Source organism: Pseudoalteromonas sp. NZS127, assembly GCF_015864805.1.
Classification (GTDB): domain Bacteria; phylum Pseudomonadota; class Gammaproteobacteria; order Enterobacterales; family Alteromonadaceae; genus Pseudoalteromonas; species Pseudoalteromonas nigrifaciens.
In genome coordinates this window covers 1-24,432 of record NZ_JADYWN010000025.1, presented here as the reverse complement: position 1 = coordinate 24,432, position 24,432 = coordinate 1, and the positions used below count along the sequence as shown (strand labels likewise).

Sequence of the window (24,432 nt, the reverse complement as noted above, 5' to 3'; positions counted from 1 at the left end):
AAAAAACTGATATACTCACTTTATTCAATACACTTATTAACGGATAAATACGTGCATAATCGCAGTTACGAATTTTGGGTAAAAACCTCTAGTTTAGTCACTATGGTCATGGTGAGCTTAATGATTGCAGCTAAAACCTGGGCATGGCTTGCCTCGGGTTCAGCGTCAATGCTGGGCTCATTAACCGATTCACTCATGGATATTACCGCCACAGCTATGAGTTTTTTAGTATTAGGTTATGCGCTGCGCCCCGCCGATGACGACCACCGTTTTGGTCACGGCAAAGCCGAAGCGCTTGCCGGGTTAGGGCAGGCCGCATTTATTGCAGGTTCTGGCTGTTTATTAGCGTTTCATAGTATAGAGCGCTTGTTTAATCCTTTAGAGCTCACTCATTCATTGTTAGGTGTATGGGTAAGTATTTTTGCCATTGCCTGTACGTTAGTGATTGTATTTGTACAAAATAAAGTAGTTAAACATACCGAATCTATTGCAATAAAGGCCGACTCAGTACATTACAAAGGAGATTTGATTTTAAATGCTGCGGTGCTACTGGCTATTTTACTCTCGTATTATGGTGTGTTGTACGCCGACCCTATTTTTGCAGTTGGCGTTGCCGGTTATCTACTTTATAACAGCTGGGATATAGCCCGAGATAGCGCAGATCACTTAATGGACAAAGAACTGCCAGATGAAGAAAAACAACGTATTTTAGATGTATCGAAAAGCCATATCGATGTGCGCGGTGTACACGGTGTGCGTACTCGTCAAGGTGGGAAAGTTAAGTTTATTCAATTACATTTAGAGCTAGATGATCACCTAAGTTTAATTCGCGCGCACAATGTAGCCGATGAAGTAGAGGCAATGATCACTAAAGAATTTGAGTCAGAAGTTGATATTCTAATTCACCTAGACCCTTTGTCTTCCGTGGAACTGAGTGACACTGAGGGAGCCGCAGTAACTGAAGCGTAAGCAAAGCTGGTATCTCAGGTTAAAACCAAGCAAACACCGGATTTAACCTGATACCTTTGCCGTAGACGTTAGTTTACCTCGCGCAGGGTTTTAAAAATTTAACAAGCGCGGCATAAAGCCCCACCTACGGTTTAACCCAAACACCGAGCTTGGCTAACTCCTACCAAAACCTGACGTCTAATACCTCAAATCTAAACCTTTGCCGTAGACGGGAGTTTACCTCGCGCAAGGTTTAAAACTTAACAAGCGCGGCATAAAGCCCCGCCTACGGTTTAACCCAAACACCGAGCTTGGCTAATTCCTACCAAAACCTGAAATCTGAAACCTACAACCTAATACCTCAAACCTGCTCTTCCACATCTATTCGCAAAACTGGTACAAACTTGTTAGCAGTGGCTGGCGTATTTCATCACGTTCAAATAATAGTTCGTGTTTAGCGCCGGCAAAGCTTTTTATTACTGCTTGGTTATGTCGGTTTGCCAGTTTATGTTGCGCGGTGTTATCTACTACTTCGTCGCGCTCTGCGCTGGCTATAAACAGTGGAATATTAATACTTAACTTATCAACCGATGCAATAAAGGTAAATGCGGCTTGTAGCCAGCCATAGGTTACGCCACCAAGCTGCAGCAGTGGGTCTTGATAGGTTTGCCTAAAAAATTTATAACGCACTTGGCTGCTAGTTAATGTATTTAAGGCAAACTCATCTGGGCTGTAATCGTTTTGCCCAAGGGCATAACTTTGTGAAAAACCGAAAAGCACAGCTGCGTTAGCAATTAGTTTTGCCAACGGTTTTGGGGTGTTTTTAGTGTGAATATCAAACATGGGTGCCGATAAAAACAATCCACTAAAACTATTTTCAAAGTGGGCTAAATAGTCAAAGGCAATTGCGCCGCCCATTGAGTGACCAAGTAGTATTTTTTTGCCTTGCCAGTGGTTATCAACAATTTGTTGATTAAATAAATGCAGGTCGTGGCGATAATCAGTAAAGCATTTTACATAGCCTTTATGCTTATTGGCTAACTGTCGGTAAGAGCGACCTTGGCCTTGATGATCAACAATAAACACGGCAAAATTATTAGTGTACAGCTCCCACAATAGCTCTTTGTATTTATCAAGCCCTTCAATACGCCCTGAGCTAATAACAATCGCGGTATGCGCATGCTCAGGTTTTGCATAGGCGTAAAATAACTGCCCGGCAAGGGTATTTAAATAGGCTTTAACTAGGGTGTTGTTATAAAAATCATTAATACTGGATTGATTATTAACAAGCTCGTTTTCACTACTGTAAAACATTCTCTACTCTTTTATTATTGGCAAAGTAACCATGGCACACAGGCCACCTTGTGGTTTATTTGATAAAACCAAGCTGCCGCCATGAGCAATAATGGCATTTTTAGCAATTGCTAAACCTAAACCCGTGCCACCACTCACTCGGTCACGCGCATCTGACTGCCTAAAAAACGGCTCACATAACTTACTAAGCTGGTTGTTTGGTACACCTGGGCCATCATCACATATTTCAATATAAATGGCATCACCGTGCTTTAGGGTAAGGCTAATAGTGTGCTGTGCATACTTAATCGCGTTGCGCAGTAAGTTTTCCAGTGCGCTGGCAATTAGCGCTTCATCGCAATATAGCGTTACCGCCGCCGAGCCACTTACCTGCAGTTGCTTGTTATGCTGTTTTGCTTCAAAAGTGGCATCGTTAAGTACATGCTCAACAATATCTTGCAGTGACTGCTTGTGTAGCGATAACGCTTGGCTATTTGCCTCCAAACGCGACACTTGTAATACATCGGCAATCATTTTATCGAGTTGATTGGCTTCTTTTTCTATACGCAGTAAGTACGATTGGCTGGCTTCGCTTGCTTGCATTTGCGCAAGGCCAGTCGCCATTTTTAAACGAGTAAGTGGCGAGCGTAGCTCGTGCGATATATCGGCCAATAAGCGTTTTTGCGCGCTAATTAATTGCGCTAATTGATCGGCCATACGGTTAAAGTCACGACCTAATATACCCAGCTCATCTTTACGATTAGCGGATATAGCAGCCCGGGCTGTTAAATCGCCGGCAGAGAGTTTAATAGCCGCTTTTTTTAAGCTGTTAATAGGCGCAATTAGGTTACGACTAAATAAAAAGCTTAAAATAAGTGAGGCGATAATCGCAATCGAAATTTTTATCCATTTAGGCATTAACATTAAGCGCACGAATAGCGGCGGCTGATGGTTTATATCTATTTCGTATAAATAAAAGTGGCCCTCAGGTACATTTATATTGATAGGGCCAAAGGCCTGAAAATGCTCGGTAAAAATCACCTGCGGCGGCATGTTTTTACTAAAATTAAGCAGGCTTAAATCAATATTGCTCGGCACTTCTTTACTGGTTATAAAGTCATCACTTTGCGCGGCACTTAAATACAATAACTTACGTTTTGACAATCGAGGGTGAGTAACAATATCGCTCAAGGTACGCTGATGCTTGGTAACTGCGCGTTCGATACTTTTAGCGGTATGCGCGAGGTTTTTTTTCATCGGCCCTTTTAATGGCTCATTACTGAGTACATCAATTAGCGCAATATGGCTTAAAAAAATAAGCGCAGCTATGGTACCTATAATAGTAAGCCAGAACCAAATAAACACTTTAAAAAACAAGTAGTGATGCGGTTGCTTTAGCCACGCAAAGTAGGGCGCTTTACTCGCCTTGAATAAAGACATAGCCCGCCCCTCTAATAGTTTTAATTAGCTCGCTAGGTAAGTGTTCAGCTATTTTTTTTCGAATGTTACTAACGTGCATATCAATAGAGCGATCAAACGAGGCTAAGCGTCTGCCAAGTACGTCTTCACTTATTTGCTCTTTACTAACCACCTCGCCAGCACGTTTGGCAAGTAATGCGAGTATTTCGTATTCGGTGCCGGTAAGGGTTAAGGTAGTTTGTTGAATTAATGCTTCGCGGGCGGCTAAATTAATAGTAACCCCGTTAACGACTAATTTATTGCTGCTAGTGGCATTCATGCTAGTAATATGTTCAATACGACGCGTAATTGCTTTAACTCGAGCAAGTAACTCACGGTGATTAAAAGGCTTAGGTATGTAATCATCTGCGCCAAGTTCAAGGCCAAAAATACGATCAAAATCTTCGCCTTTGGCGGTAAGCATAATTACCGGCGTAAGCTTGGTTTGCCTAAGTTGTTTAAGCACTTCAAAACCATCAAGGGTTGGCAGCATTACATCAAGTAGTATTAGTGCGTAGTCGTTCGTTTGCGCTAGTTTTAAGCCCTGCTCGCCGTCGTGTACGCTTTGCACGCTAAATCCTTGCGCGGTTAAATACTCGCTTAATAGCTCACACAAACCTGTGTCGTCATCAATCATTAATAGTTTCATTTTCAAACCCTTGGGTTGTGCCGTATGTACTGATTTTACCTGCTAAATAGTACAAAAGTGAATCTTTACATAACCTTTACACTGCTTTGCGTTACTTTGCATTGCAGCGGGTATAGTTACCTCAACAGATTAAAACAACCAATCCAATAGTAAAGGTAATGATTATGACTAAAGTAAATACACTTTCAAAACTAGTACTTATTTGTGGCTTAGCAACCGCTACTTTCGGTGCAACCAGTGTTATGGCCAAAGGCGATATGCATAAGCAAGGTCGCCACTCACAAGCGCACTTTTTACTATCGGAGCGCGGCGCTGATAAACTCGATTTAACACAAGAGCAGCAAACTAAATTAGAAGCTATATTTGCAGCACAAAAAACGCAAATGCAAGCACTTAAAGGCACCGACAAAGAAGCGCGCAAAGCACAGCGTACCGCTCACAAAGCTAAAATGGAAAGCTTGTTATCAGCTGCAACGTTTGACGAAAATGCAGCAAAAGAGCTACTAGCTCAACGCCACGAAAAAGGTGAAGAAATGGGTTTAATTAAATTAAAAACTCAACACCAAGTATGGCAAGTTTTAAATGCAGAGCAGCAAGAAAAGTTTGCAAAAATGCAAAAGCGTATGGGTAAGAAAAAACATTCAAAATAGCTTTTAGTTGGATAAGTTTTTGGCTAGATAAAATAAAACACCGAGTTCAATTTGAGCTCGGTGTTTTGCTTTGTATGTTGTTTAAGTAAAACAAGGTGTCAGGTTTTAGATAGAGACAAAGCCAAGCACGGTGTTTAAATTACCCGTAGGCGGGGCTTTATGCCGCGCTGGTTAAAATTTAAAAACGATTGCGCGAGGTAAACTCTCGCCTACAAACTCTAGGCAAAACCTACTTACTACTTAAAAAAGTCATCTTCGTTTTTTGCCATCATGGCTTCTATGTCTTCAATCATGTCTTGGCTAAAATCTTCAGCTGAGGTTATAGGGGCTGAAATTCTATTATTTTCAAACGACCATTCGCCTAAATCAATAAGCTGACAACGTTTTGAACAAAACGGGCGGTGTGGGCTTTGCTCTGACCATTCAACCTTACTTTTACAGGTTGGGCAGTTAACAATAGTTGGCATAGTAATCTCTCAATCTTGTTTTAAATAGTGCTGTCTAATAGCCAAACTCTAAGTCAGTTTAAATGCTTTTAGTATTGTATTGGCTTTTAGAGGGTCGTATCATTTTTCTGATACCTGATACCTGATACCTGATACCTGATACCTGATACCTGATATTAAAAACTCGTTACCCGGTTAATCTCAGCTAACGAGGTCATGCCGTCGGCGGCTTTACGAATGCCCGATAAACGCAGGTTATTAAATCCGGCTTTAAGCGACACTTCAGCTATTTCTAGTGAGTTACCACCGCGCATTATAATTTGTGCTATTTCTGGGGTAATTTTCATTACTTCGTAAATACCTACACGGCCTTTATAACCATCGGTACAGTTTTCGCAACCTTTAGGAGCATACAAAGTCATTTCACTAATTTGCTGCTGGCTAAAACCTTGGCGCAGTAGTTCTTCGCTAGGTAAATTTTCAGGCGTTTTACATTTAGGGCATAATCGGCGCGCTAGGCGCTGAGCTATAATTAAGCTAATTGAACTTGCTACGTTATATGCAGGTACGCCCATGTTTAATAAGCGGGTAATGGTTTCGGGCGCTGAGTTAGTATGCAGAGTCGAAAGTACTAAGTGACCTGTTTGCGCCGCTTTAATAGATATTTCAGCGGTTTCTAGGTCACGTATTTCACCTACCATTACTACATCGGGATCTTGGCGTAAAAATGCGCGTAGTGCGTTGGCAAAGGTCATATCGGCTTTAATATTAATTTGTACTTGGTTAACCCCTTCGAGGTTAATTTCTACCGGATCTTCGGCAGTACTAATATTACGCTCTGGCTGGTTTAATATATTTAAGCCAGTGTAAAGCGATACCGTTTTACCCGAGCCAGTAGGCCCAGTTACTAATATCATTCCTTGTGGTTGCTCAAGCGCATCCATATACAGCTTTTTTTGCTCGGGTTCGTAACCTAATACATCAATGCCAAGCATGGCGCTAGATGAATCAAGAATACGCATTACAATTTTTTCGCCCCATAAGGTAGGCATGGTGCTTACCCGGAAATCGACACTTTTACGCTCGGTTATTTTTAGCTTTATGCGGCCATCTTGTGGTTTACGTTTTTCGGCAATATCAAGGCGCGACATTACTTTAATACGCGCGGAAAGCTTAGTAGCTAAACTGTTTGGTGGGCTGGCTACTTCGTGCAAAATGCCATCAATTCTAAAGCGAATTCGGTATTTGTGCTCGTAGGGTTCAAAGTGTAAATCAGACGCACCTTTTTTAATCGCATCCATTAATATTTTATTGATGTAAACAATGATTGGTGCATCGTCTTTATCATCGTCTTTAGGAGTGTCTTTTTGTATATCGGCGTCTAGTTCGGCAAACTCTTTAAACTCGTCATCACTTAAATTTAAGCTGCCAGAGGCATCAAGCAATTGTTCTATTTTTTTATCGAGTTGAATGTAGTCAACCACTACCACTTCGCAAGACAAGCCGGTACTAAATTCAAAGTTTTCAAATGCGCCGTAATCGGTAGGATCAGAGGCGGCAATATACACTTTTCTGCCTTTTTGTACTAAAGGCAAAATATGATGTTTACGGATCAGTTTTTCTTTTACTAACTCAGGAGAAATAAGTGCAGTATTAAAGTCTTTTAAATCAAAAAAAGGCACCCTAAATAAATCAATGCATTGCGCCGCTAAATCTTTACTGTCAATTTTTCCACATTTAGCAATAAGCTCAGCAGTAGAGGCAAACTCTTGCTGTTTAGTTTTTACTATACCGGCATCAACACGGCCAAGGGTAATAAATTTTCTTAATAACGGTGAGTTAATATTCATTGCGCACCTGTATAAATCCTTCAATAGTTAGCAATTTATCAGAAAAAAGCAGGGATTACATTGCCCATCACAATCTAGGCTAATTTTAGCAATTAAAATAGCTGTTTTTATAATTTATGGCTATTTTAACGCCAATTTTAAATAGCCTTTATGCAAAGCTATTAAGTCGTGCTTAACTAAAGTTAGGCTGCGATCGTTATTTAAAATATCATCTGCTTGTTGTTGTTTTTGTTCTCGCGACATTTGCGCGGCAATAATACTATTTACTTGCTCTAAGCTTATGTTATCACGTTTAACCGTGCGCTCTATTTGCACGTTTTTTGGCACGTCTATAAGTAAAGTGCGGTTACAGTATTTATCAAGGCCGTTTTCAAAAAGTAGCGGGGCAACCAGTACCACATAAGGGCTGGTGGCGTTATTTAAATCGGTAATAATTTGCTGGCGAATAAGTGGATGTAATAGCGTATTTAACCAGTTTTTATGCACAGTATTGCTAAAAACTAGCTCGCGTAAAGCACTGCGGTTTAAATTGCCGTCGGCTAAGAGTATATCAGCACCAAAGTGTGCAACAATTGCCTTTAGTCCTTCGCTGCCTGGCTCAACTACTTGGCGCGCAATAATATCGGCATCAACAACGCAAATATCCAGCGCTTCAAGCATATTGCTTACAGCCGTTTTACCACAGCCTATACCGCCAGTTAAACCCAGCACCCAATTATTTATGTTTGTTACTTTAACAGTTTGTTCGCTCATATTAGTAACCAATTAAATTAAAGTAGCTAGTTTGCAATTGCTCGCCCCATAACATGGTGATCCAGCCTGCAATAGCAAGGTAGGGGCCAAACGGAATGGGGGTGGCTTTGTCTTTACCCTGAATAGTTAATAGCGCAATACCAATAATGGCGCCCACTACGCTCGAGAGCAAAATAATGGTTAATAGTGATTGCCAGCCAAGCAAAGCACCAAACACGGCAAGTAATTTAAAATCGCCATAGCCCATGCCTTCTTTACCGGTAAGTAATTTAAATAGCCAAAATACGCTCCACAAACTTAAATAGCCGCAAGCCGCACCAATAATGGCATCAGCTGGGGTAACGGTATAGCCCAGTACTGCAGCAATAAGCGCCAGCCATACAAGCGGAAGGGTAATTTGGTCGGGCAGTAGCATATGGTCAATATCAATAAAGGTAAGTGCCACTAAAGCCCAAGTAATTGCTATATAAAGTAAAGCCTGCTCGGTAGCGCCTAAGCTATACGCAACCACTAGGCTTAATAGTGCAGTTATTGCCTCTACTATAGGGTAGCGGGCCGATATAGGGTTACTACAACTGGCGCATTTGCCTTTTAAAAATAACCAGCTAATAACAGGAATGTTTTGCCACGCTTTAATTGCGGTTTTACATTTAGGGCAGGTAGAGTTGGGCTTTACTAAATTAAAAGTTGAGTTTAAACCTGAACTAAAAGGCTCGTTAGTGTTTGCTTTATTACTTTTCAGCTCGCTTTCTAGCAGCAAACGGCATTCGCCTTGCCATTCGCGTTGCATCATTAGTGGTAAACGGTAAATAACTACGTTTAAAAAACTGCCAACACACAAACTCACCAAGCCAATAGTGGTTAAATAAAACCACAATTGGCTTTGCATTACTTCTATAATACTTTGCATCATATTACCTGAAAATTGTTCTAAAAATTAAGTGAAATTATTATCACAAAGAGAAGTGAAAGAGAGTAAATGAGAAGACATTAATAGCTATACCTTAACAAAAAGGTAAGCTTCTCTTTTATTTCCTGTAAATGTTATTTTTGGCAATTAAATAACAGAGCCTAGTTGGAATATAGGTAAGTACATGGCAATAATTAAACCACCTACTAGCACGCCTAGTACTGCCATAATCATCGGCTCTAATAGGCTTGATAGTCCATCTACTGCATCATCAACTTCTTGCTCATAAATAGTCGCTACCTTACCTAGCATGCCATCGAGCGAGCCTGACTCTTCACCAATAGCCACCATTTGTATTACCATATCAGGGAATATTTTAGAGTTACGCATTGCCCAGTTCATTTGGTTACCTGAGCTAACTTCGGCTTTTATTTCTAAAATAGCATAACGATAAACCGCATTACCCGAGGCGCCTGCAGCAGAATCCAGCGCATCAACTAGCGGTACACCAGCCGCAAAAGTAGTCGAAAGCGTACGAGCGTAACGGGCAACAGCCGCTTTATTTAAAATTATGCCAATAACAGGTAGTTTTAATATGGCTCGGTCGGTAGCATCGCGCAGCTTTAAGCTTTTAAGGTGTGCCTCTTTAAACGCCCAACCGAATGCAACAATTACTATTAGCATCATCCACCAATATTCTTGCATAAACTCCGATATACCAATTACAAATAGAGTAAATGCAGGGAGTTCAGCACCAAAACCTGCAAAAATATCCTGAAACTGCGGTACTACAAATATTAGCAATATTGAGGTAACAATACCTGCTATAACCAATACAGAAATAGGGTAAAACATCGCTTTTTTAATTTTTGATTTAAGCGCTTCAGATTTTTCTTTATAAATAGCCACGCGGTCGAATATTTTATCTAAAGCACCAGATTGTTCACCCGATGCCACTAAATCACAATATAAATCATCAAAATAACGCGGGTGGCGTCGCAGGGCTTGCGATAACGGTTGGCCAGCCTTTACTTCATCAGCAATGGTTTCCATCAGTTTACTTACACTTTTATTGGATGAGCCCGAACCGATCATTTCAATGGCCTGTATTAAAGGAACGCCCGCCATTAACATAGTTGCAATTTGGCGGGTAACTAGAGCAATATCTTTAGGTGTTATTTTTTGGGTATTTTGAATACCGAAGAGTGGTTTTGCTTTACGCTTTACTTTTGAGGGAGTTATACCTTGTTTACGTAATTGGGCTTTGACTAAGGCGATACTTGTGCTGGCTAGTTCTCCCTCCAATTTTTTACCTCGAGCACTAACGCCTACCCATTGAAAAGTATCAAGGCCCTTATCTTGTTTTTTTGCCATATTAAAGCCTGTATTTAATAAAAAAGGGTAGCGAAAAGCTACCCTAGTCCCTTAGTGCTGTACTAGTAGCTATACAGTAGTACAATTTGAAGCGTATGTTTGAGCTACACTAGTTGTGCAAGCCCACTTACCTGTAGCAGCAGTGTAAGTGTAAGTTACTGACTTACCAACTAAGTTAGTATTAGCGTTATCAAAAGTATATACAAGAGAGTATGTCGCCGCATTAGCCACGTAGTCATCTGGTGCTGTAATATCACCGTAATTACCTGCCAAATTTAGTCCTAGAGCATCGCCGTCGAATGCAGTTCCTTGTGTAACGCGCTCTTGAACTGCAATTCTTGAACCACCAAGTAATGCGTGTGCTTCGGCGAACTGAGAGCGCGCAATATAATTTTGATATTGTGGTATGGCAATTGCAGCAAGAATACCTATTATTGCTACTACAATCATTAATTCAATTAGGGTGAAACCCTGTTGTTTTTGAGTCATTGTTTTCATGTTTCCTCTCCTAAAGGATAGATTTTTGTAACTTAAATCACTTAAGCGGCAAAATGCCTCACTTAATTTAACTGATTTACTTTACAGTTTTACTTAAAATTAATTTTATTACACTTTAGCTTTAGCTTTAGAGTATGAAACACAAAAGCCGAATGTGAATTAGTACTAACTATAAAAGTTTACTAAGAGCACTACACGTTGTAGCAACAAAGAGTATAGGCATAAAGTAAGTAGTTTAGTTGCTTTAGTTTTTAATTATGTCTTTAAAAACTAAAAGTACTAGTTATTTATGACTAACTTTTTAAATAAAATAGTACAACAGAATTAGTCTACCATTTTATTTTAGTGTTTAGCACGTATCTTCTTATAAAAAAGCGATTTTATTTAACAATTTGTTACAAAGTAAGCCTTTTGGGTTATTTAATGCTTTTTTACTTAACTTGTCAATTAATTAGCGGTATTAATTACCCATTATTGCTTTAAAATTGTTCAAATCGCATTGATAAATCGATTGATTGTAAGTTTTTTGTTAACGCTCCGCTTGATATAAAATCTATACCAGCTTGTGAGTAAGTTTTAAGCGTTTGTAGGGTCATATTGCCCGAAACTTCAAGTTTTGCGCGTTTGTTAGTAACTACTACAGCTTGCTTTATTTGCTCTACGTTAAAGTTGTCGAGCATTATAATATCGGCACCGGCATCTAGCGCTTGTTTTAGATCAACAAGTGATTCAACTTCTACTTCTATTGGTTTGTTTGGTTGGTTTTGTTTAGCTTGCGCCACGGCTTTGTTTATACCGCCACACGCTGCTATGTGATTTTCTTTTATTAAAAACGCGTCGTATAAACCAATACGGTGGTTTGCACCGCCGCCACATTTAACGGCGTACTTTTGTAAAATGCGTAAACCAGGTATGGTTTTACGGGTATCGAGTAGTTGGGTTTTTGTACCCGCAAGTTCTTTTACATAATGAGCTGTGGTAGTAGCCGTGCCCGAAAGTGTTTGTACAAAGTTAAGTGCTGTACGCTCGGCAGTTAAAATAGCGCGAGCCGAGCCTGTTGCTGTAAATAAAGTACTGTTAGCTGTAACTGCATCGCCATCGTTTACTAGTACATTTACTACAACGCTTGGATCTACTTGCTTAAATACTTCAATAATTAGGTCTTTACCACAAAATATGCAGTCTTCACGGGTAATTACTTTAGCGTTTGCTTGCTCGTTTTCAGGAATAAGTTGCGCGGTAATGTCGCCATTTTCAGCACTTTGGTAATTTAAATCTTCACCAAGTGCAAGAGTAACTAGTTGACTAACTAAAGTGTGTGGAATAGGCATAAAAAAGCTCGTAACAGTAAATAAATTAAGCAAATTTTACTATGTTTGAATTGCAATAACCAGCTTTGTGGTAAAGGCAGGTGTCAGGTTTTAGGGAAGAGCAGGTTTCAGGTGTCAGGTGTCAGGTTTTAGGGAAGAGCAGGTTTCAGGTATCAGGTATCAGGTTTTAGGTAGAGATAAGCTCGATGTTTAAATTACCTGTAGGCGAGGGATTTGCCACCGCGCCGCACGTAGTGCGAAAAACATATTCACAAAGAGGCTAAGAGGGCGCTGCGCTTTAGAGTAGTAAAAATAAATTAGTTGTTTAAGTGGCTTCTCATTTACTCTCATTGTCTTCTCTTTGTGAAAAGGGTCGGTTTTAGATAAAGACCAAACCAAGCTCGGTGTTTAGGTTATGTGTAGGCGGGGCTTTATGCCGCGCTGGTTAAAATTAAAAAGCTGTGCGAGGTAAATTCCCGGCTACAAATTCGGTGGTTGGTAAGCTTTTATTGCTGCGTCTATCATTTTTAAATTAAATCCTTTAGCATCGATGTTATGTCGATCTTTTGATTTAAATTATGAACATAGATTTAAATGGGGTGGTAAATTGTGCTGTGCAGCGTGGTTGTTCGCATTTTGATGAGCGCCCGAGTGATACAGACGTTTCTTTATTGGTAATTCACAATATATCCTTGCCGGCGGGGCAGTTTGGCACGCCTTATGTTGATGATTTATTTATGGGTACGCTTAATTGTGAAGCGCATAGCAGCTTTAGCGATTTACACGGTGTGCGGGTGTCGGCACATTGCTTTATTAAACGCAGCGGTGAGCTAGTGCAGTACGTGCCATTTACTAAGCGAGCATGGCATGCTGGTGCGTCTGAATTTAATGGGCAAACTAACTGCAATAACTTTAGCATTGGCATTGAGCTTGAGGGAACCGACACCACCGCTTATACTTTAGCGCAATACACTAGTTTAAAAACACTAAGTAAAGCCATAATGCAACGCTATCCAAATATAACAACAGAGCGAATTGTAGGGCATTGCGATATAGCACCAGGGCGAAAAACAGACCCCGGTAGTAGCTTTAACTGGCATTTATTTTTAACTATGCTTAAACAATCAGGCTAAGTGAGTAACAACAATGATTTTGGTTTCGATAATAATTGCATTAATACTTGAGCGCTTAGGTGCTCGTTCAGCCCATTGGCAAATTAGCTACTACGCAGACGGTTATGTAAATCGCTCGGCAAACCTGCTCACTAATAAAGGCGTATTTGGCTCGGGTGTTGGCTTTTTAGTGTGGCTACTTTTACCTGTACTGGCTATTGGTTGTTTATATTTGCTGTCTGACTTTGTGCTGTGGCAACTTATTTTTAATGTAACAATATTATTAGTCTGCTTTGGTTGTGCTAAACAGCGTGCTTTATATAAGTCGTACTTAAATGCTTTAACCCGAGATGATAAAACCGCAGCGACCTTATATGCACTGCAAATAGGGCAAAATCGCACCGAAGAAGAACAAGACGGCGAAACTGTTGGGCAAACCCTGGCATGGGTTAACTTTAGATTTTACTGCGCGGTGATTTTTTGGTTTGTAATATTAGGCGTAGCCGGTGCGGTTTTATATGCACTCGTACGCACATTCGCCGATTTAGTAACGCAAGATGAAGACGAAATAATAGCAAAGCATTCTAAAATGCTACACAGATTATTATTTTGGCTTGACTGGTTACCAGCGCGTATTACCAGCTTTGGTTATTTAGTAATAGGTAACTTTAATAAAGGCACTAGTTGCTGGTTACGCTACGCGCTTGATTTTTCAAGCCCTAACCGCAAAGTGGTTACTTACACCGCCTTAGCCGCAGAGCAAGTAGAAAAACGCTACTACGACTGCGCGTACGAAGCCACTTGTATGATTAAACTGGTAAAACGTAATGTATTGTTTTATTTAGTACTGATTGCATTATTAACCCTGTTTGGTGGGCTGGATTAAAGGGCAGGCTTTAGGCGTCAGGTTTTAGGAAGAGATAAAGCCAAGCTCGGTGTTTGAGGTTATACGTAGGCGAGGGGCTTGCCACCGCGCACGTAGTGCGAATGTTTTAAGTAATTATAATTTTTGTTAAAAATATCGCGCCAGCAAGCTTGGCACTACAAATTCCAGACAAAAGATAAAACTAAGCACGGTGTGTGGATTGTGTAAGTGCGGTTTTACACTTCTCTTTTCAAACAAAGATACTATTTCACAAAGAGAAGGCAATGAGAGTAAATGAGGAAACATTAAAAAAGTTAACATTTTAAGCTATTACTTTTCACTGCTCTAAAGCGCAGCGCTCTCTTAGCCTCTTTGTGAATAAACGGGCTTTCATTAAAGTTACACTGCGGACTACGGGGTGTTTACTTATTTTTGACTGCTAACACCTAAACTCTCCGTTATCACTTTTACCCTCCCTGGTCTGACCAATTTATTTTCGTCTCATTTACCTTTCTTTATTTATACTATTTTGTGTATTCTTTAAACTTTGCGCTGAATGCGTTACGCTGGCTAAGTGTCCTTAAAGCTACTGTAAATTGACAGCAATTAGGCTTTTTGTTACCGTATGTCAAAATTTGGTATGACCAATTTACCTTTTGGCTAAATTGTTCAGTTCAAAGCCTGGTTTTAAGGGCTTTTGGTATTTATACAACGCGGACGTTGACTGATGTCTTTAAAGATTAAAGCTGCAAAATTATCGGATGTGATTTTACAACAACTTGAGAACATGATTCTTGAGGGTTCGTTGGCACCAGGCGAAAAACTGCCACCGGAGCGTGAGTTAGCTAAGCAATTTGAAGTGTCGCGGCCATCACTGCGCGAAGCGATTCAAAAGCTTGAAGCTAAAGGTTTAGTAACCAGACGCCAAGGCGGCGGTACGTATGTAAAAAATCAGCTCGAAGAAGGGCTTACTGATCCGCTGTTTGATTTGATCAGTAAACATCCTGAGTCGCAGTTTGATTTACTTGAATTTCGCCATGCATTAGAAGGAATTGCTGCGTATTACGCTGCACTGCGTGGCACCAATAACGATTTTATTAAAGTAAAACAAAGCTTTGATCAAATTGCTTTGGTACAAGACGATTTACAACAAAAAGCGAAAGCAATAAATGCTTTTCATTTTTGTATTGCAGAGGCGTCACATAACATTGTTTTACTACATTTAGTGAGAGGCATGCAGGCATTGCTTGAGCAAAATGTATTGCAAAATTTAACCGTGTTATTAACAAAATCAGATATCAGTAACCAATTAGGCCACCACCGTGGCTTGCTAATGGATGCTGTTATTGAAGGTAAGCCCGAAGAAGCACGCTTAGCTAGTAATGCGCATTTAGCATATATAGAAGAAGCATTACTGGAAGCGGGTAAAGAACATTCGCGAATTGAACGCAGTTTAAGACGCACTAAACAAAATTAAGCAAATACATCCTTACTCAAAATTAGTAAGTGGGATGTGTTAAATACACAACATTCGTATTTTAAACATAAGGAAACCTCCATATGTCTGAAGTCAATAAAATTGACGTAGACGCGCTAGAAACACAAGAGTGGTTACAAGCTCTTGAATCGGTTGTGCGCGAAGAAGGTGTTGAACGAGCTCAGTTTTTACTTGAGCAAGTGTTAGAGCAAGCCCGTTTAGATGGCGTAGATATGCCAACGGGTATTACCACTAACTACGTCAATACAATTCCGGTAGAGCAAGAACCTGCTTACCCGGGAGATGTAAATATTGAACGCCGTATTCGTTCAATAATTCGTTGGAACGCGATAATGATTGTATTGCGTGCATCGAAAAAAGATCTCGATTTAGGCGGCCATATGGCGTCTTACCAATCGTCTGCGGCATTTTATGAAGTGTGTTTTAACCACTTTTTTAAAGCACCAAACGATGTAGACGGCGGCGACTTAGTTTATTACCAGGGGCATATTTCTCCGGGTATTTATGCACGCGCATTTGTTGAAGGGCGTTTATCGGCATCGCAGCTAGATAACTTCCGTCAAGAAGTAGGTGGCGAAGGCTTACCGTCGTACCCGCATCCTAAATTAATGCCTGAATTTTGGCAGTTTCCTACGGTTTCTATGGGCCTTGGTCCTATTTCGTCTATTTACCAAGCACGCTTTTTAAAATACCTAGACGGCCGTGGCTTAAAAGACACTAAAAACCAACGTGTATATGCGTTTTTAGGTGATGGTGAAATGGATGAGCCAGAATCACGTGGCGCTATTTCATTTGCTGCACGCGAAAAACTAGACAACCTATGTTACTTAGTTAACTGTAACTTACAGCGCCTAGATGGCCCAGTTATGGGTAACGGTAAAATTATTCAAGAGCTAGAGGGCCTATTTAAAGGCGCTGGCTGGAACGTAATTAAGCTAGTGTGGGGCAGCGGTTGGGATATATTACTGGCTAAAGATAAAACCGGTAAGTTATTACAACTAATGAACGAAACGGTTGACGGCGATTACCAAACGTATAAAGCAAAAAATGGCGCGTATGTACGTGAACATTTCTTTGGTCGTTACCCTGAAACAGCTGCACTTGTTGCTGATATGACAGATGACGAAATTTTTGCGCTTAAGCGTGGTGGTCATGAGCCATCTAAATTATTTGCTGCATTTAAAAAAGCAGAAGAAACCAAAGGTCGTCCTACTGTTATTCTTGCTAAAACCGTTAAAGGTTACGGCATGGGTGAAGCGGCTGAAGGTAAAAACATTGCGCACCAAGTTAAAAAAATGGACATGTCGCATGTTGCACACCTACGCTCACGCCTAGGCCTTGACGATTTAATATCTGAAGAGCAACTATCCGAACTGCCTTATTTAACGCTTGAAGAAGGCACTCCTGAGCACACTTACTTACACGCTCGTCGTGAAGAGCTTAAAGGTTATACACCTAAGCGTATTGCACGCTTTAGCGAAAAGTTAACAGTGCCAGAAGTAGAAGCGTTTAACCCGCTACTTGAAGAGCAAAAACGTGATATTTCTACCACTATGGGTTTTGTTCGTGCACTTAATATTTTATTAAAAGACAAAGGCATTGGTAAAAACATAGTACCTATTATTGCCGACGAAGCACGTACCTTTGGTATGGAAGGTTTGTTCCGCCAAATTGGTATTTATAACCCGCATGGCCAAAACTACACACCTCAAGATCGCGATATTGTTTCTTACTATAAAGAAGCTACATCGGGTCAAGTACTGCAAGAAGGTATTAACGAGTTAGGTGCAATGTCGTCATGGGTTGCTGCAGCAACATCTTACAGCACCAACGATTTACCCATGATCCCATTTTACATTTACTACTCTATGTTTGGTTTCCAACGCGTTGGCGACATGGCATGGATGGCAGGGGATCAGCAAGCACGTGGTTTCTTATTAGGTGCAACAGCAGGGCGTACTACGCTTAACGGCGAAGGCTTACAACACGAAGATGGCCACAGCCATATTCTTGCCAGCACAGTACCTAACTGTATTTCTTACGATCCAACGTATGCATACGAAGTAGCGGTTATCATTCAAGATGGTATTCGTCGTATGTATGGTGACGATCAAGAAAACATTTACTACTACTTAACGTTAATGAACGAAAACTACCATCAGCCAGCTATGCCAGAAGGCGCTGAAGAAGGTATTCGTAAAGGTATTTACAAGCTAGAAAGCTACGCAGGCAAAAAAGCCAACGTACAGCTATTAAGCTCGGGTACTATTATGACTGAAGTACGTAAAGCAGCTAAAGTATTGAGCGAAGACTACGGTGTTGCGTCTGACGTATTCTCGGTAACGTCTTTTAACGAGCTAACGCGCGATGGCCAAGATGTTGAGCGTTTTAACATGCTTAACCCTGAAGGCGAGCAAAAAACTGCGTATATCACTAGCGTATTAAACGATTCAGTAACGGTTGCAGCAACCGATTACATGAAAAACTACGCAGAGCAAGCGCGTTCGTTTATTCCTAGCAATAACTATAAAGTGTTAGGCACCGATGGTTACGGCCGCTCTGATAGCCGCGAAAACCTTCGTCGTCACTTTGAAGTTAACGCAGACTACGTTGTAGTTGCTACGTTATCTGAACTTGCTAAACGTGGTGAAGTTGAAAAGTCGGTAGTTATTGAAGCACTTAAAAAGTTCAATATCGACACCAACAAACTTAACCCACTGTACGCATAAGAGGTTTGCAATGAGTATTGAAATTAAAGTACCCGATATCGGTGGTGATGAAGTAGAAGTAACCGAAATCTTAGTAGCCGTTGGCGACGTTGTTGAAGTTGACCAAGCATTACTAACCGTTGAAGGCGACAAAGCATCAATGGAAGTACCGGCCGACACAGCTGGCACAGTAAAAGAGATTAAAGTAAGCGTTGGCGACAACGTAGCTACTGGCTCTTTAGTGTTTATCTTTGAAGGCGAGAGTGAAGGCGAAAGTGCAGACAAAAGCGACAGTGCAGCAGAGCAAAAAGCGCCTGCAACTGACGCTAAACCAGCACCAGCGGCTTCTGGCTCTGCAGCACAAGACGTAACCTTGCCAGATATTGGCGATGACGAAGTTGAAGTAACTGAAATTTTAGTAGCCGTTGGCGACAGCGTTAGCGAAGATCAGTCTATTTTAAGCGTTGAAGGCGACAAAGCATCAATGGAAGTGCCTGCGCCGTTTGCTGGCACAGTTAAAGAAATTAAAGTAGCGACTGGCGATACAGTAAAAACCGGTTCATTGGTATTTGTATTTGAAGTAGCGGATAGTGAGTCTGCAGCACCAGCTGCTGAGTCAACACCAGCCGAAACTAAAGCAGCACCGGCAGCCGAGCAAAGCTCAGCATCAAGCACAAAAGAAGTTAACGTGCCTGATATTGGTGGCGACGAAGTTGAAGTGACCGAAATTTTAGTAGCCGTTGGCGACAGCGTTACTGAAGATCAATCGCTACTAAACGTTGAAGGCGACAAAGCGGCAATGGAGCTTCCGGCACCGTTTGCAGGCACAGTTAAAGAAATTAAAGTAGCTACGGGCGACAAAGTATCGACCGGCTCGTTAATTTTTGTTTTTGAAGTTGCTGGTGGCGCACCTGCTGCAGCAGCTAAGCCTGAAGCCGAAAAATCAGCACCTGCTGCTAAAAGCGAAAAGCCAGCACCAAAAGCCGAAACAGCGACGCAATCTGCTCCAGCAGCTAGCAACGAAAGCTTTGCTGATAACAGCGCGTATGCACATGCATCGCCTGTGGTACGCCGCTTAGCACGTGAGTTTGGTATAAACCTAGCTAACGTAAAAGGCTCTGGTCGTAAAAACCGCGTAGTAAAAGACGACGTGCAAAACTATGTTAAAAACTTAGTTAAGCAAGTTGAATCTGGTCAATTGTCGGCAGGTAAAGGCAACGCAGGCGGCAGTGAGCTTGGGCTTATTCCATGGCCTAAAGTTGATTTTGCTAAGTTTGGTGAAATTGAAGAGAAAAAACTATCGCGTATTCAAAAGCTATCGGGTAAAAACTTACACCGTAACTGGGTGCAAATCCCACATGTTACTCAGTTCGACGAAGCCGATATAACCAGCCTTGAAGAATTCCGTAAAGAGCAAAATGCCCTTAACGAGAAGAAAAAGCTAGGTGTTAAAATTACGCCATTAGTATTTGTAATGAAAGCCGCAGCAAAAGCGTTGGCCGAATTTCCAACTATTAACTCGTCACTGTCTAACGACGGCGAAAGCTTAATTCTTAAAAAGTACATTAATATTGGTGTAGCGGTTGATACGCCAAATGGTTTAGTAGTACCTGTGTTTAAAGATGTTGATAAAAAAGGCATTATTGAACTATCGCGCGAGCTAATGGAAGTATCAGCTAAAGCACGCGACGGTAAGCTTACCTCGGCAGATATGCAAGGTGGCTGTTTTACTATTTCAAGCTTAGGCGGTATTGGCGGTACGGCATTTACGCCGATTGTTAACGCGCCAGAAGTGGCTATTTTAGGTGTGTCTAAATCTGAAATGAAGCCAAAATGGAATGGTAAAGAGTTTGAACCAAAACTTATGGTGCCATTGTCAATGTCGTACGACCATAGAGTGATTGACGGTGCGCTAGCAGCACGCTTTACTGTTACACTGGCAAGCTACATGAGCGATATTCGTCAATTAGTGATGTAATTGCTAAAAATGTATGAAATCAAATCCCAGCCAGTTGTTTTTTGCTGGGATTTTTACCATTTGCAATGATACAATCTTTGCACAGAATTTCTGCCTCGCAGAAGCATGGCAGTTAAACCTTGGGGCTGTGTCCCGTTCAAATAATTAAGGTAATAGCATGAGCAACGAATTAAAAACTCAAGTTGTTGTACTAGGCGGTGGTCCTGGTGGTTACTCTGCGGCTTTCCGTGCTGCTGACTTGGGCTTAGAAGTTACACTAGTTGAGTCTCGCGATACACTAGGCGGTGTATGTCTAAATGTGGGTTGTATCCCTTCAAAAGCGCTTTTACACGTAGCTAAAGTAATTGATGACGCAGCGGCAATGGCCGAGCATGGCGTTACTTTTGGCGCACCACAAATTGACTTAGACAAAATCCGTTCATGGAAAGACTCTGTTATTGGCCAACTTACTGGTGGCTTAACTAGCATGTCGAAAATGCGTAAAGTTAAAGTTGTATACGGTTACGGTAAATTTACTGGCAGCAACACCATTGCTGTTGAAGGCGCCGACGGTACAACAACAATTACGTTCGACAACGCAATTATTGCTGCAGGTTCTAAACCAGTTAGCTTACCTTTCATCCCAGAAGATGATCGCGTAATTGACTCAACTGGCGCACTAGAGCTTAAAGATATCCCTGAAAAGCTACTTGTACTTGGTGGTGGTATTATTGGCCTTGAAATGGGCACAGTATACCGTGCACTAGGTTCAGCAATCGACGTAGTTGAGTTTGCTGATCAACTAGTACCTGCTGCTGATAAAGACATTGTTAAAATTTACCAAAAGTACGTAAGCGACAAATTTAATGTAATGCTTTCTACTAAAGTAACGGGCATTGACGCAAAAGACGATGGCCTATATGTAACGTTTGAAGGTAAAAACGCACCAGCAGAACCAGTACGTTACGACAAAGTACTTGTAGCAGTTGGCCGTACACCAAACGGTAAGTTACTTGATGCAGATAAAGCAGGCGTTAACGTTGATGATCGCGGCTTTATTAATGTTGATAAGCAGCTTAAAACAAACGTTGAGCACATTTTTGCAGTGGGCGACATTGTTGGCCAACCTATGCTTGCGCATAAAGCAGTTCACGAAGCACACGTTGCAGCTGAAGTTATTTCTGGTCAAAAACATTACTTTGATCCTAAATGTATTCCTTCAATTGCCTACACAGATCCAGAAATGGCGTGGGTTGGTGTAACTGAAAAAGAAGCAAAAGAGCAAGGCCTTAGCATTGAAACTGCGGTATTCCCGTGGGCTGCATCAGGTCGTGCAATTGCATCTGCACGTACTGAAGGTTCTACTAAGCTTATTTTTGATAAAGAAAGTGGCCGTGTAATCGGTGGCGCTATGGTTGGTATTAACGCAGGCGAAATGCTGGGCGAAATTGGCCTAGCAGTAGAAATGGGCGCAGATGGCGAAGACTTAGCACTTACCATTCATGCTCACCCAACATTGAACGAATCAATCGGCCTAGCAGCTGAAATTTACGAAGGTTCAATCACTGACTTACCAAATAAAAAAGCAGTTAAAAAGAAAAAGTAATTTCTTTTAGTTAATTGTTTAAAAACCCAAGCCCAGCTTGGGTTTTTTTATGGGCGAAAAAGCAGGTTTTAGGTATTAGGTATTAGGTATTAGGTATTAGGTATTAGGTATTAGGTATTAGGTATTAGGCAGAGATCAAACCAAGCTCAGTGTTTAGGCCGTCCGTAGGCGGGGCTTTATGCCGCGCTTGTTTAAGGTTTCAGGTTTAAGGTTCAAAAAATATCGCGCGAGGTAAACTCCCGCCTACGGGGTTGGGTATTTTTTGTAGGCGGGGCTTTATGCCGCGCTTGTTAAAATTAAAAAAACATTGCGCGAGGTAAACTCCCGCCTACAGGTGGGTGTTTGTTGTAGGCGGGGCTTTACGCCGCGCTTGTTTAAGGTTCAAAAAACATTGCGCGAGGTAAACTCCCGCCTACAGGTGGGTGTTTGTTGTAGGCGGGGCTTTACGCCGCGCTTGTTTAAGGTTCAAAAAACATTGCGCGAGGTAAACTCCCGCCCACGGGATTGGGTATTTTTTGTAGGCGGGGCTTTATGCCGCGCTTGTTAAAATTAAAAAACATTGCGCGAGGTAAACTCCCGCCCACGGGTTGGGTGTTTGTTGTAGGCGGGGCTTTACGCCGCGCTTGTTTAAGGTTCAAAAAACATTGCGCGAGGTAAACTCCCGCCCACGGGGGGGGTTGTAGGCGGGGCTTTATGCCGCGCTTGTTAAAATTAAAAAACATTGCGCGAGTTCAAGTAATATAAATACAATCCCAATGAGGATAAAAAGCAACACTCTTAACTAAAGATGCTCTAAGGGGATTTGCTACTATATAACGAGCACAATTAGTTAAGTCGCTTTCATCCCTAATTAAATGGTCATAAAAATCAGGTTGCCACAGCTTTTGTATTAAAAATTGCTCCCTTGCTTGTTTTGTACAGCGACCTTTGAATGTACGAATCAAGCAGCTAAGAGAAGAGCTCATTTTTAATTGAAATAACCAATGTATATGATCGGGCATAAACACAAAGGCAATCGTTTTAGATGCGTCTTGTTCCTCCAGAATTCTCATTTCATTTATTAATAATCTATTTAAATAAAGATCAGTAAATAAGCATTGTCTGTCATATGTAACTAGAGTTACGTTGTAATAGTGATTAGCTAAAGATACACGCCCTTTACGAAGTAGCTGTGAATTTTTCATTTAAAATAATCATTAGAAAAGTCATAATTTAAAAGTAGCAGTGATTTTTAAATTTGCCTAAGGTAAAGCTTTATGCCGCGCTTGTTAAAATTAAAAAAACATTGCGCGAGGTAAACTCCCCCCTACGGGTTGTATCACCTTGTTAATACCTAAAGCCCTTACATATCTATTTTCATTAAATATAGCTACAATGCGCGCCTAATTTATTTAAGGTAAACCCCCAGTGAAAAATGCCGTTTTAGCATTACGTGCCCAACAAATAAGCGAATCGCGCCGTGAGTTTAACGCTCGAGGCGCTAAAATGACACGTTGCCAGCAATGCTTACTTGCAGAGCTTTACTGTATTTGCGAAGGGGTTATACAGGCCGATTGCGACGCAGCTGTTTGTTTACTTATGTATCATAATGAAAGCTTTAAACCTTCAAATACTGGGCGCTTAATCGCTGAAATAATACCTGAAAACTATGCATTTAGATGGGACAGAACCGATCCTGACGCCAAATTATTAGCATTAATAAACGATCCGCAATATCAACCTATGGTGGTATTTCCTGCTGAAGATGTAGAGCCGGGCAGAGCGGTAACAGAAGTAAATATAATAGCCGGTAAAAAACCGCTATTTATATTTTTAGACGGCACCTGGCGTGAAGCTAAAAAAATGATCCGCAAAAGTCCGTATTTAGATAACCTTCCGGTATTATCGATCACTGCCGACAAACTCTCAGACTACCGCTTACGTGTTGCTCCCCATGCGCATCAACTTGGTACTGCAGAAGTGGCTATTATGGTATTAGCGTTAGCGGGAGAGAAGGATGCAGCCTCTAAATTAGAACAGCACTTTATAAAATTCCGCGACGCGTACTTATTAGGTAAACGTAATAAAGGTAGGCCAGAGTAAAAGGGCTGGTTTTAGGTGCTAGGTATCAGGTATCAGGTTTCAGGCAGAGATAAAGCCAAAATTGGTGTTTAAGTTGCCCGTAAGTGGGGGGTTATGCCGCGCTTGTTAAAATAAAAAAACTGCGCGAGGTAATCTCCTGTCTATGAATGAGGATCAATCTATATCACTTAGCGAGAATTTAAAGCTAGGACCTAATACCTAACGCTTTTAATATTTTTATAATTTATCATTTGAGCCGAAAAACTCCGTCCTTTAGGCCGGGGATGTAAGGTTTTAGCGCAACGCGCTAACAATAGAGCTTGAATCTTACAAAAACATTTTGTATCTTGTAAGGCATGAAAGAAATAGCGGTTAAACAACGGTTCTACCCAACACCTGAGCAAGTAACCTTACTTGAACAGACGTTTGGCTGTACGCGTTTTGTTTACAACTCTATTCTTCGTTGGCGTACTGATGCTTACTACA

Annotated in this window: 21 protein-coding genes; 10 read left to right on the top strand and 11 right to left on the bottom strand. The window is 41.2% G+C overall.

From position 1 onward, the window contains the following. Nucleotides 1-51: 51 nt before the first annotated feature. Nucleotides 52-969, top strand: coding sequence for a cation diffusion facilitator family transporter (locus I6E78_RS16710; RefSeq protein WP_179807184.1), 918 nt, complete (start codon nt 52-54; stop codon nt 967-969). 360 nt (nt 970-1,329) lie between these two features. Here the strand turns inward: I6E78_RS16710 and I6E78_RS16705 are convergent, their stop codons facing one another. From I6E78_RS16705 to I6E78_RS16695, 3 genes are read right to left on the bottom strand one after another with little or no spacing between them, the layout of a single operon-like run. Beyond that, the gene (locus I6E78_RS16705) at nt 1,330-2,262 is read right to left on the bottom strand and encodes an alpha/beta fold hydrolase (protein WP_197182934.1); all 933 of its coding nucleotides are present in this window, start codon (nt 2,260-2,262) and stop codon (nt 1,330-1,332) included. A 3-nt stretch (nt 2,263-2,265) separates the two neighbouring features. Next, a complete protein-coding gene (locus I6E78_RS16700) occupies nt 2,266-3,681 on the bottom strand; it encodes an ATP-binding protein (RefSeq protein ID WP_197182933.1) in 1,416 nt (471 codons plus the stop codon). Then, the gene (locus tag I6E78_RS16695; protein ID WP_197182932.1) at nt 3,659-4,348 is read right to left on the bottom strand and encodes a response regulator transcription factor; all 690 of its coding nucleotides are present in this window, start codon (nt 4,346-4,348) and stop codon (nt 3,659-3,661) included. The genes I6E78_RS16700 and I6E78_RS16695 overlap by 23 nt, the downstream gene beginning before the upstream one ends. 164 nt (nt 4,349-4,512) lie before the next feature. Here I6E78_RS16695 and I6E78_RS16690 point away from each other — a divergent pair, with 164 nt between their 5' ends. Continuing rightward, complete coding sequence (locus tag I6E78_RS16690; protein ID WP_086996570.1) at nt 4,513-4,998, top strand: Spy/CpxP family protein refolding chaperone; 486 nt, start codon at nt 4,513-4,515, stop codon at nt 4,996-4,998. A gap of 236 nt (nt 4,999-5,234) precedes the next feature. On the opposite strand, the gene yacG is transcribed toward I6E78_RS16690, so the two are convergent. The 7 genes from yacG to nadC all read right to left on the bottom strand — a co-directional run bounded on the left by yacG (nt 5,235) and on the right by nadC (nt 12,160). After that, nucleotides 5,235-5,465, bottom strand: a complete 231-nt coding sequence (gene yacG, locus I6E78_RS16685; protein WP_011327088.1) for a DNA gyrase inhibitor YacG — start codon at nt 5,463-5,465, stop codon at nt 5,235-5,237. 155 nt (nt 5,466-5,620) lie between these two features. Then, the gene (pilB, locus tag I6E78_RS16680) at nt 5,621-7,294 is read right to left on the bottom strand and encodes a type IV-A pilus assembly ATPase PilB (RefSeq protein WP_197182931.1); all 1,674 of its coding nucleotides are present in this window, start codon (nt 7,292-7,294) and stop codon (nt 5,621-5,623) included. 120 nt (nt 7,295-7,414) lie between these two features. Beyond that, entirely contained in the window at nt 7,415-8,047 is a 633-nt protein-coding gene (gene coaE / locus I6E78_RS16675) for a dephospho-CoA kinase (protein ID WP_197182930.1), read from the bottom strand. Between the two features lies 1 nt (nt 8,048). After that, entirely contained in the window at nt 8,049-8,957 is a 909-nt protein-coding gene (locus I6E78_RS16670) for a prepilin peptidase (protein WP_197182950.1), read from the bottom strand. A gap of 147 nt (nt 8,958-9,104) precedes the next feature. Further along, on the bottom strand, nt 9,105-10,331 hold the full coding sequence (locus I6E78_RS16665) for a type II secretion system F family protein (protein ID WP_197182929.1): 1,227 nt from the start codon (nt 10,329-10,331) through the stop codon (nt 9,105-9,107). Between the two features lie 69 nt (nt 10,332-10,400). Further along, a complete protein-coding gene (locus I6E78_RS18855; RefSeq protein ID WP_197182928.1) occupies nt 10,401-10,829 on the bottom strand; it encodes a pilin in 429 nt (142 codons plus the stop codon). Between the two features lie 479 nt (nt 10,830-11,308). Beyond that, nucleotides 11,309-12,160, bottom strand: coding sequence for a carboxylating nicotinate-nucleotide diphosphorylase (gene nadC / locus I6E78_RS16655; protein WP_197182927.1), 852 nt, complete (start codon nt 12,158-12,160; stop codon nt 11,309-11,311). A 557-nt stretch (nt 12,161-12,717) separates the two neighbouring features. On the opposite strand from nadC, the gene ampD reads away from it, so the two are divergent. The 6 genes from ampD (at nt 12,718) to lpdA (ending at nt 21,885) form a co-directional block, all read left to right on the top strand. Next, on the top strand, nt 12,718-13,272 hold the full coding sequence (ampD, locus tag I6E78_RS16650; RefSeq protein WP_197182926.1) for a 1,6-anhydro-N-acetylmuramyl-L-alanine amidase AmpD: 555 nt from the start codon (nt 12,718-12,720) through the stop codon (nt 13,270-13,272). Between the two features lie 13 nt (nt 13,273-13,285). Continuing rightward, nucleotides 13,286-14,137 carry a beta-lactamase regulator AmpE gene (gene ampE, locus I6E78_RS16645; protein ID WP_197182925.1) on the top strand — a complete coding sequence of 284 codons (852 nt, stop codon included), beginning with the start codon at nt 13,286-13,288 and terminating at the stop codon, nt 14,135-14,137. 706 nt (nt 14,138-14,843) lie between these two features. Beyond that, nucleotides 14,844-15,593: a pyruvate dehydrogenase complex transcriptional repressor PdhR gene (pdhR, locus tag I6E78_RS16640; protein WP_011327101.1), complete on the top strand. Its 750-nt coding sequence runs from the start codon at nt 14,844-14,846 to the stop codon at nt 15,591-15,593. A gap of 83 nt (nt 15,594-15,676) precedes the next feature. Then, nucleotides 15,677-18,343, top strand: a complete 2,667-nt coding sequence (aceE, locus tag I6E78_RS16635) for a pyruvate dehydrogenase (acetyl-transferring), homodimeric type (protein WP_197182924.1) — start codon at nt 15,677-15,679, stop codon at nt 18,341-18,343. 10 nt (nt 18,344-18,353) lie between these two features. Further along, entirely contained in the window at nt 18,354-20,300 is a 1,947-nt protein-coding gene (gene aceF, locus I6E78_RS16630; protein ID WP_197182923.1) for a pyruvate dehydrogenase complex dihydrolipoyllysine-residue acetyltransferase, read from the top strand. A gap of 157 nt (nt 20,301-20,457) precedes the next feature. After that, entirely contained in the window at nt 20,458-21,885 is a 1,428-nt protein-coding gene (lpdA, locus tag I6E78_RS16625; RefSeq protein WP_192532804.1) for a dihydrolipoyl dehydrogenase, read from the top strand. A gap of 731 nt (nt 21,886-22,616) precedes the next feature. Here the strand turns inward: lpdA and I6E78_RS16620 are convergent. Beyond that, nucleotides 22,617-23,069 (bottom strand): REP-associated tyrosine transposase, encoded by a 453-nt coding sequence (locus tag I6E78_RS16620; RefSeq protein WP_197182922.1) that lies wholly within the window; start codon nt 23,067-23,069, stop codon nt 22,617-22,619. 223 nt (nt 23,070-23,292) lie between these two features. Here I6E78_RS16620 and I6E78_RS16615 point away from each other — a divergent pair, with 223 nt between their 5' ends. Together I6E78_RS16615 and I6E78_RS16610 are read left to right on the top strand one after the other, a co-directional pair. Beyond that, on the top strand, nt 23,293-23,967 hold the full coding sequence (locus I6E78_RS16615; RefSeq protein ID WP_197182921.1) for a tRNA-uridine aminocarboxypropyltransferase: 675 nt from the start codon (nt 23,293-23,295) through the stop codon (nt 23,965-23,967). A gap of 335 nt (nt 23,968-24,302) precedes the next feature. Further along, a partial coding sequence (locus I6E78_RS16610) for a helix-turn-helix domain-containing protein (protein ID WP_193039197.1) occupies nt 24,303-24,432 on the top strand: 130 nt, incomplete at its 3' end.

Bases quoted from the DNA above. Each gene is read 5' to 3' on its own strand.
- I6E78_RS16665 (WP_197182929.1), bottom strand. From the start codon at position 10,331: ATGGCAAAAAAACAAGATAAGGGCCTTGATACTTTTCAATGGGTAGGC.
- pdhR (WP_011327101.1), top strand. From the start codon at position 14,844: ATGTCTTTAAAGATTAAAGCTGCAAAATTATCGGATGTGATTTTACAA.
- ampD (WP_197182926.1), top strand. From the start codon at position 12,718: ATGAACATAGATTTAAATGGGGTGGTAAATTGTGCTGTGCAGCGTGGT.
- lpdA (WP_192532804.1), top strand. From the start codon at position 20,458: ATGAGCAACGAATTAAAAACTCAAGTTGTTGTACTAGGCGGTGGTCCT.
- I6E78_RS16620 (WP_197182922.1), bottom strand. From the start codon at position 23,069: ATGAAAAATTCACAGCTACTTCGTAAAGGGCGTGTATCTTTAGCTAAT.
- I6E78_RS16705 (WP_197182934.1), bottom strand. From the start codon at position 2,262: ATGTTTTACAGTAGTGAAAACGAGCTTGTTAATAATCAATCCAGTATT.
- I6E78_RS16700 (WP_197182933.1), bottom strand. From the start codon at position 3,681: ATGTCTTTATTCAAGGCGAGTAAAGCGCCCTACTTTGCGTGGCTAAAG.
- coaE (WP_197182930.1), bottom strand. From the start codon at position 8,047: ATGAGCGAACAAACTGTTAAAGTAACAAACATAAATAATTGGGTGCTG.
- pilB (WP_197182931.1), bottom strand. From the start codon at position 7,294: ATGAATATTAACTCACCGTTATTAAGAAAATTTATTACCCTTGGCCGT.
- aceE (WP_197182924.1), top strand. From the start codon at position 15,677: ATGTCTGAAGTCAATAAAATTGACGTAGACGCGCTAGAAACACAAGAG.
- I6E78_RS16670 (WP_197182950.1), bottom strand. From the start codon at position 8,957: ATGCAAAGTATTATAGAAGTAATGCAAAGCCAATTGTGGTTTTATTTA.
- I6E78_RS18855 (WP_197182928.1), bottom strand. From the start codon at position 10,829: ATGAAAACAATGACTCAAAAACAACAGGGTTTCACCCTAATTGAATTA.
- I6E78_RS16695 (WP_197182932.1), bottom strand. From the start codon at position 4,348: ATGAAACTATTAATGATTGATGACGACACAGGTTTGTGTGAGCTATTA.
- ampE (WP_197182925.1), top strand. From the start codon at position 13,286: ATGATTTTGGTTTCGATAATAATTGCATTAATACTTGAGCGCTTAGGT.
- yacG (WP_011327088.1), bottom strand. From the start codon at position 5,465: ATGCCAACTATTGTTAACTGCCCAACCTGTAAAAGTAAGGTTGAATGG.
- aceF (WP_197182923.1), top strand. From the start codon at position 18,354: ATGAGTATTGAAATTAAAGTACCCGATATCGGTGGTGATGAAGTAGAA.
- I6E78_RS16690 (WP_086996570.1), top strand. From the start codon at position 4,513: ATGACTAAAGTAAATACACTTTCAAAACTAGTACTTATTTGTGGCTTA.
- nadC (WP_197182927.1), bottom strand. From the start codon at position 12,160: ATGCCTATTCCACACACTTTAGTTAGTCAACTAGTTACTCTTGCACTT.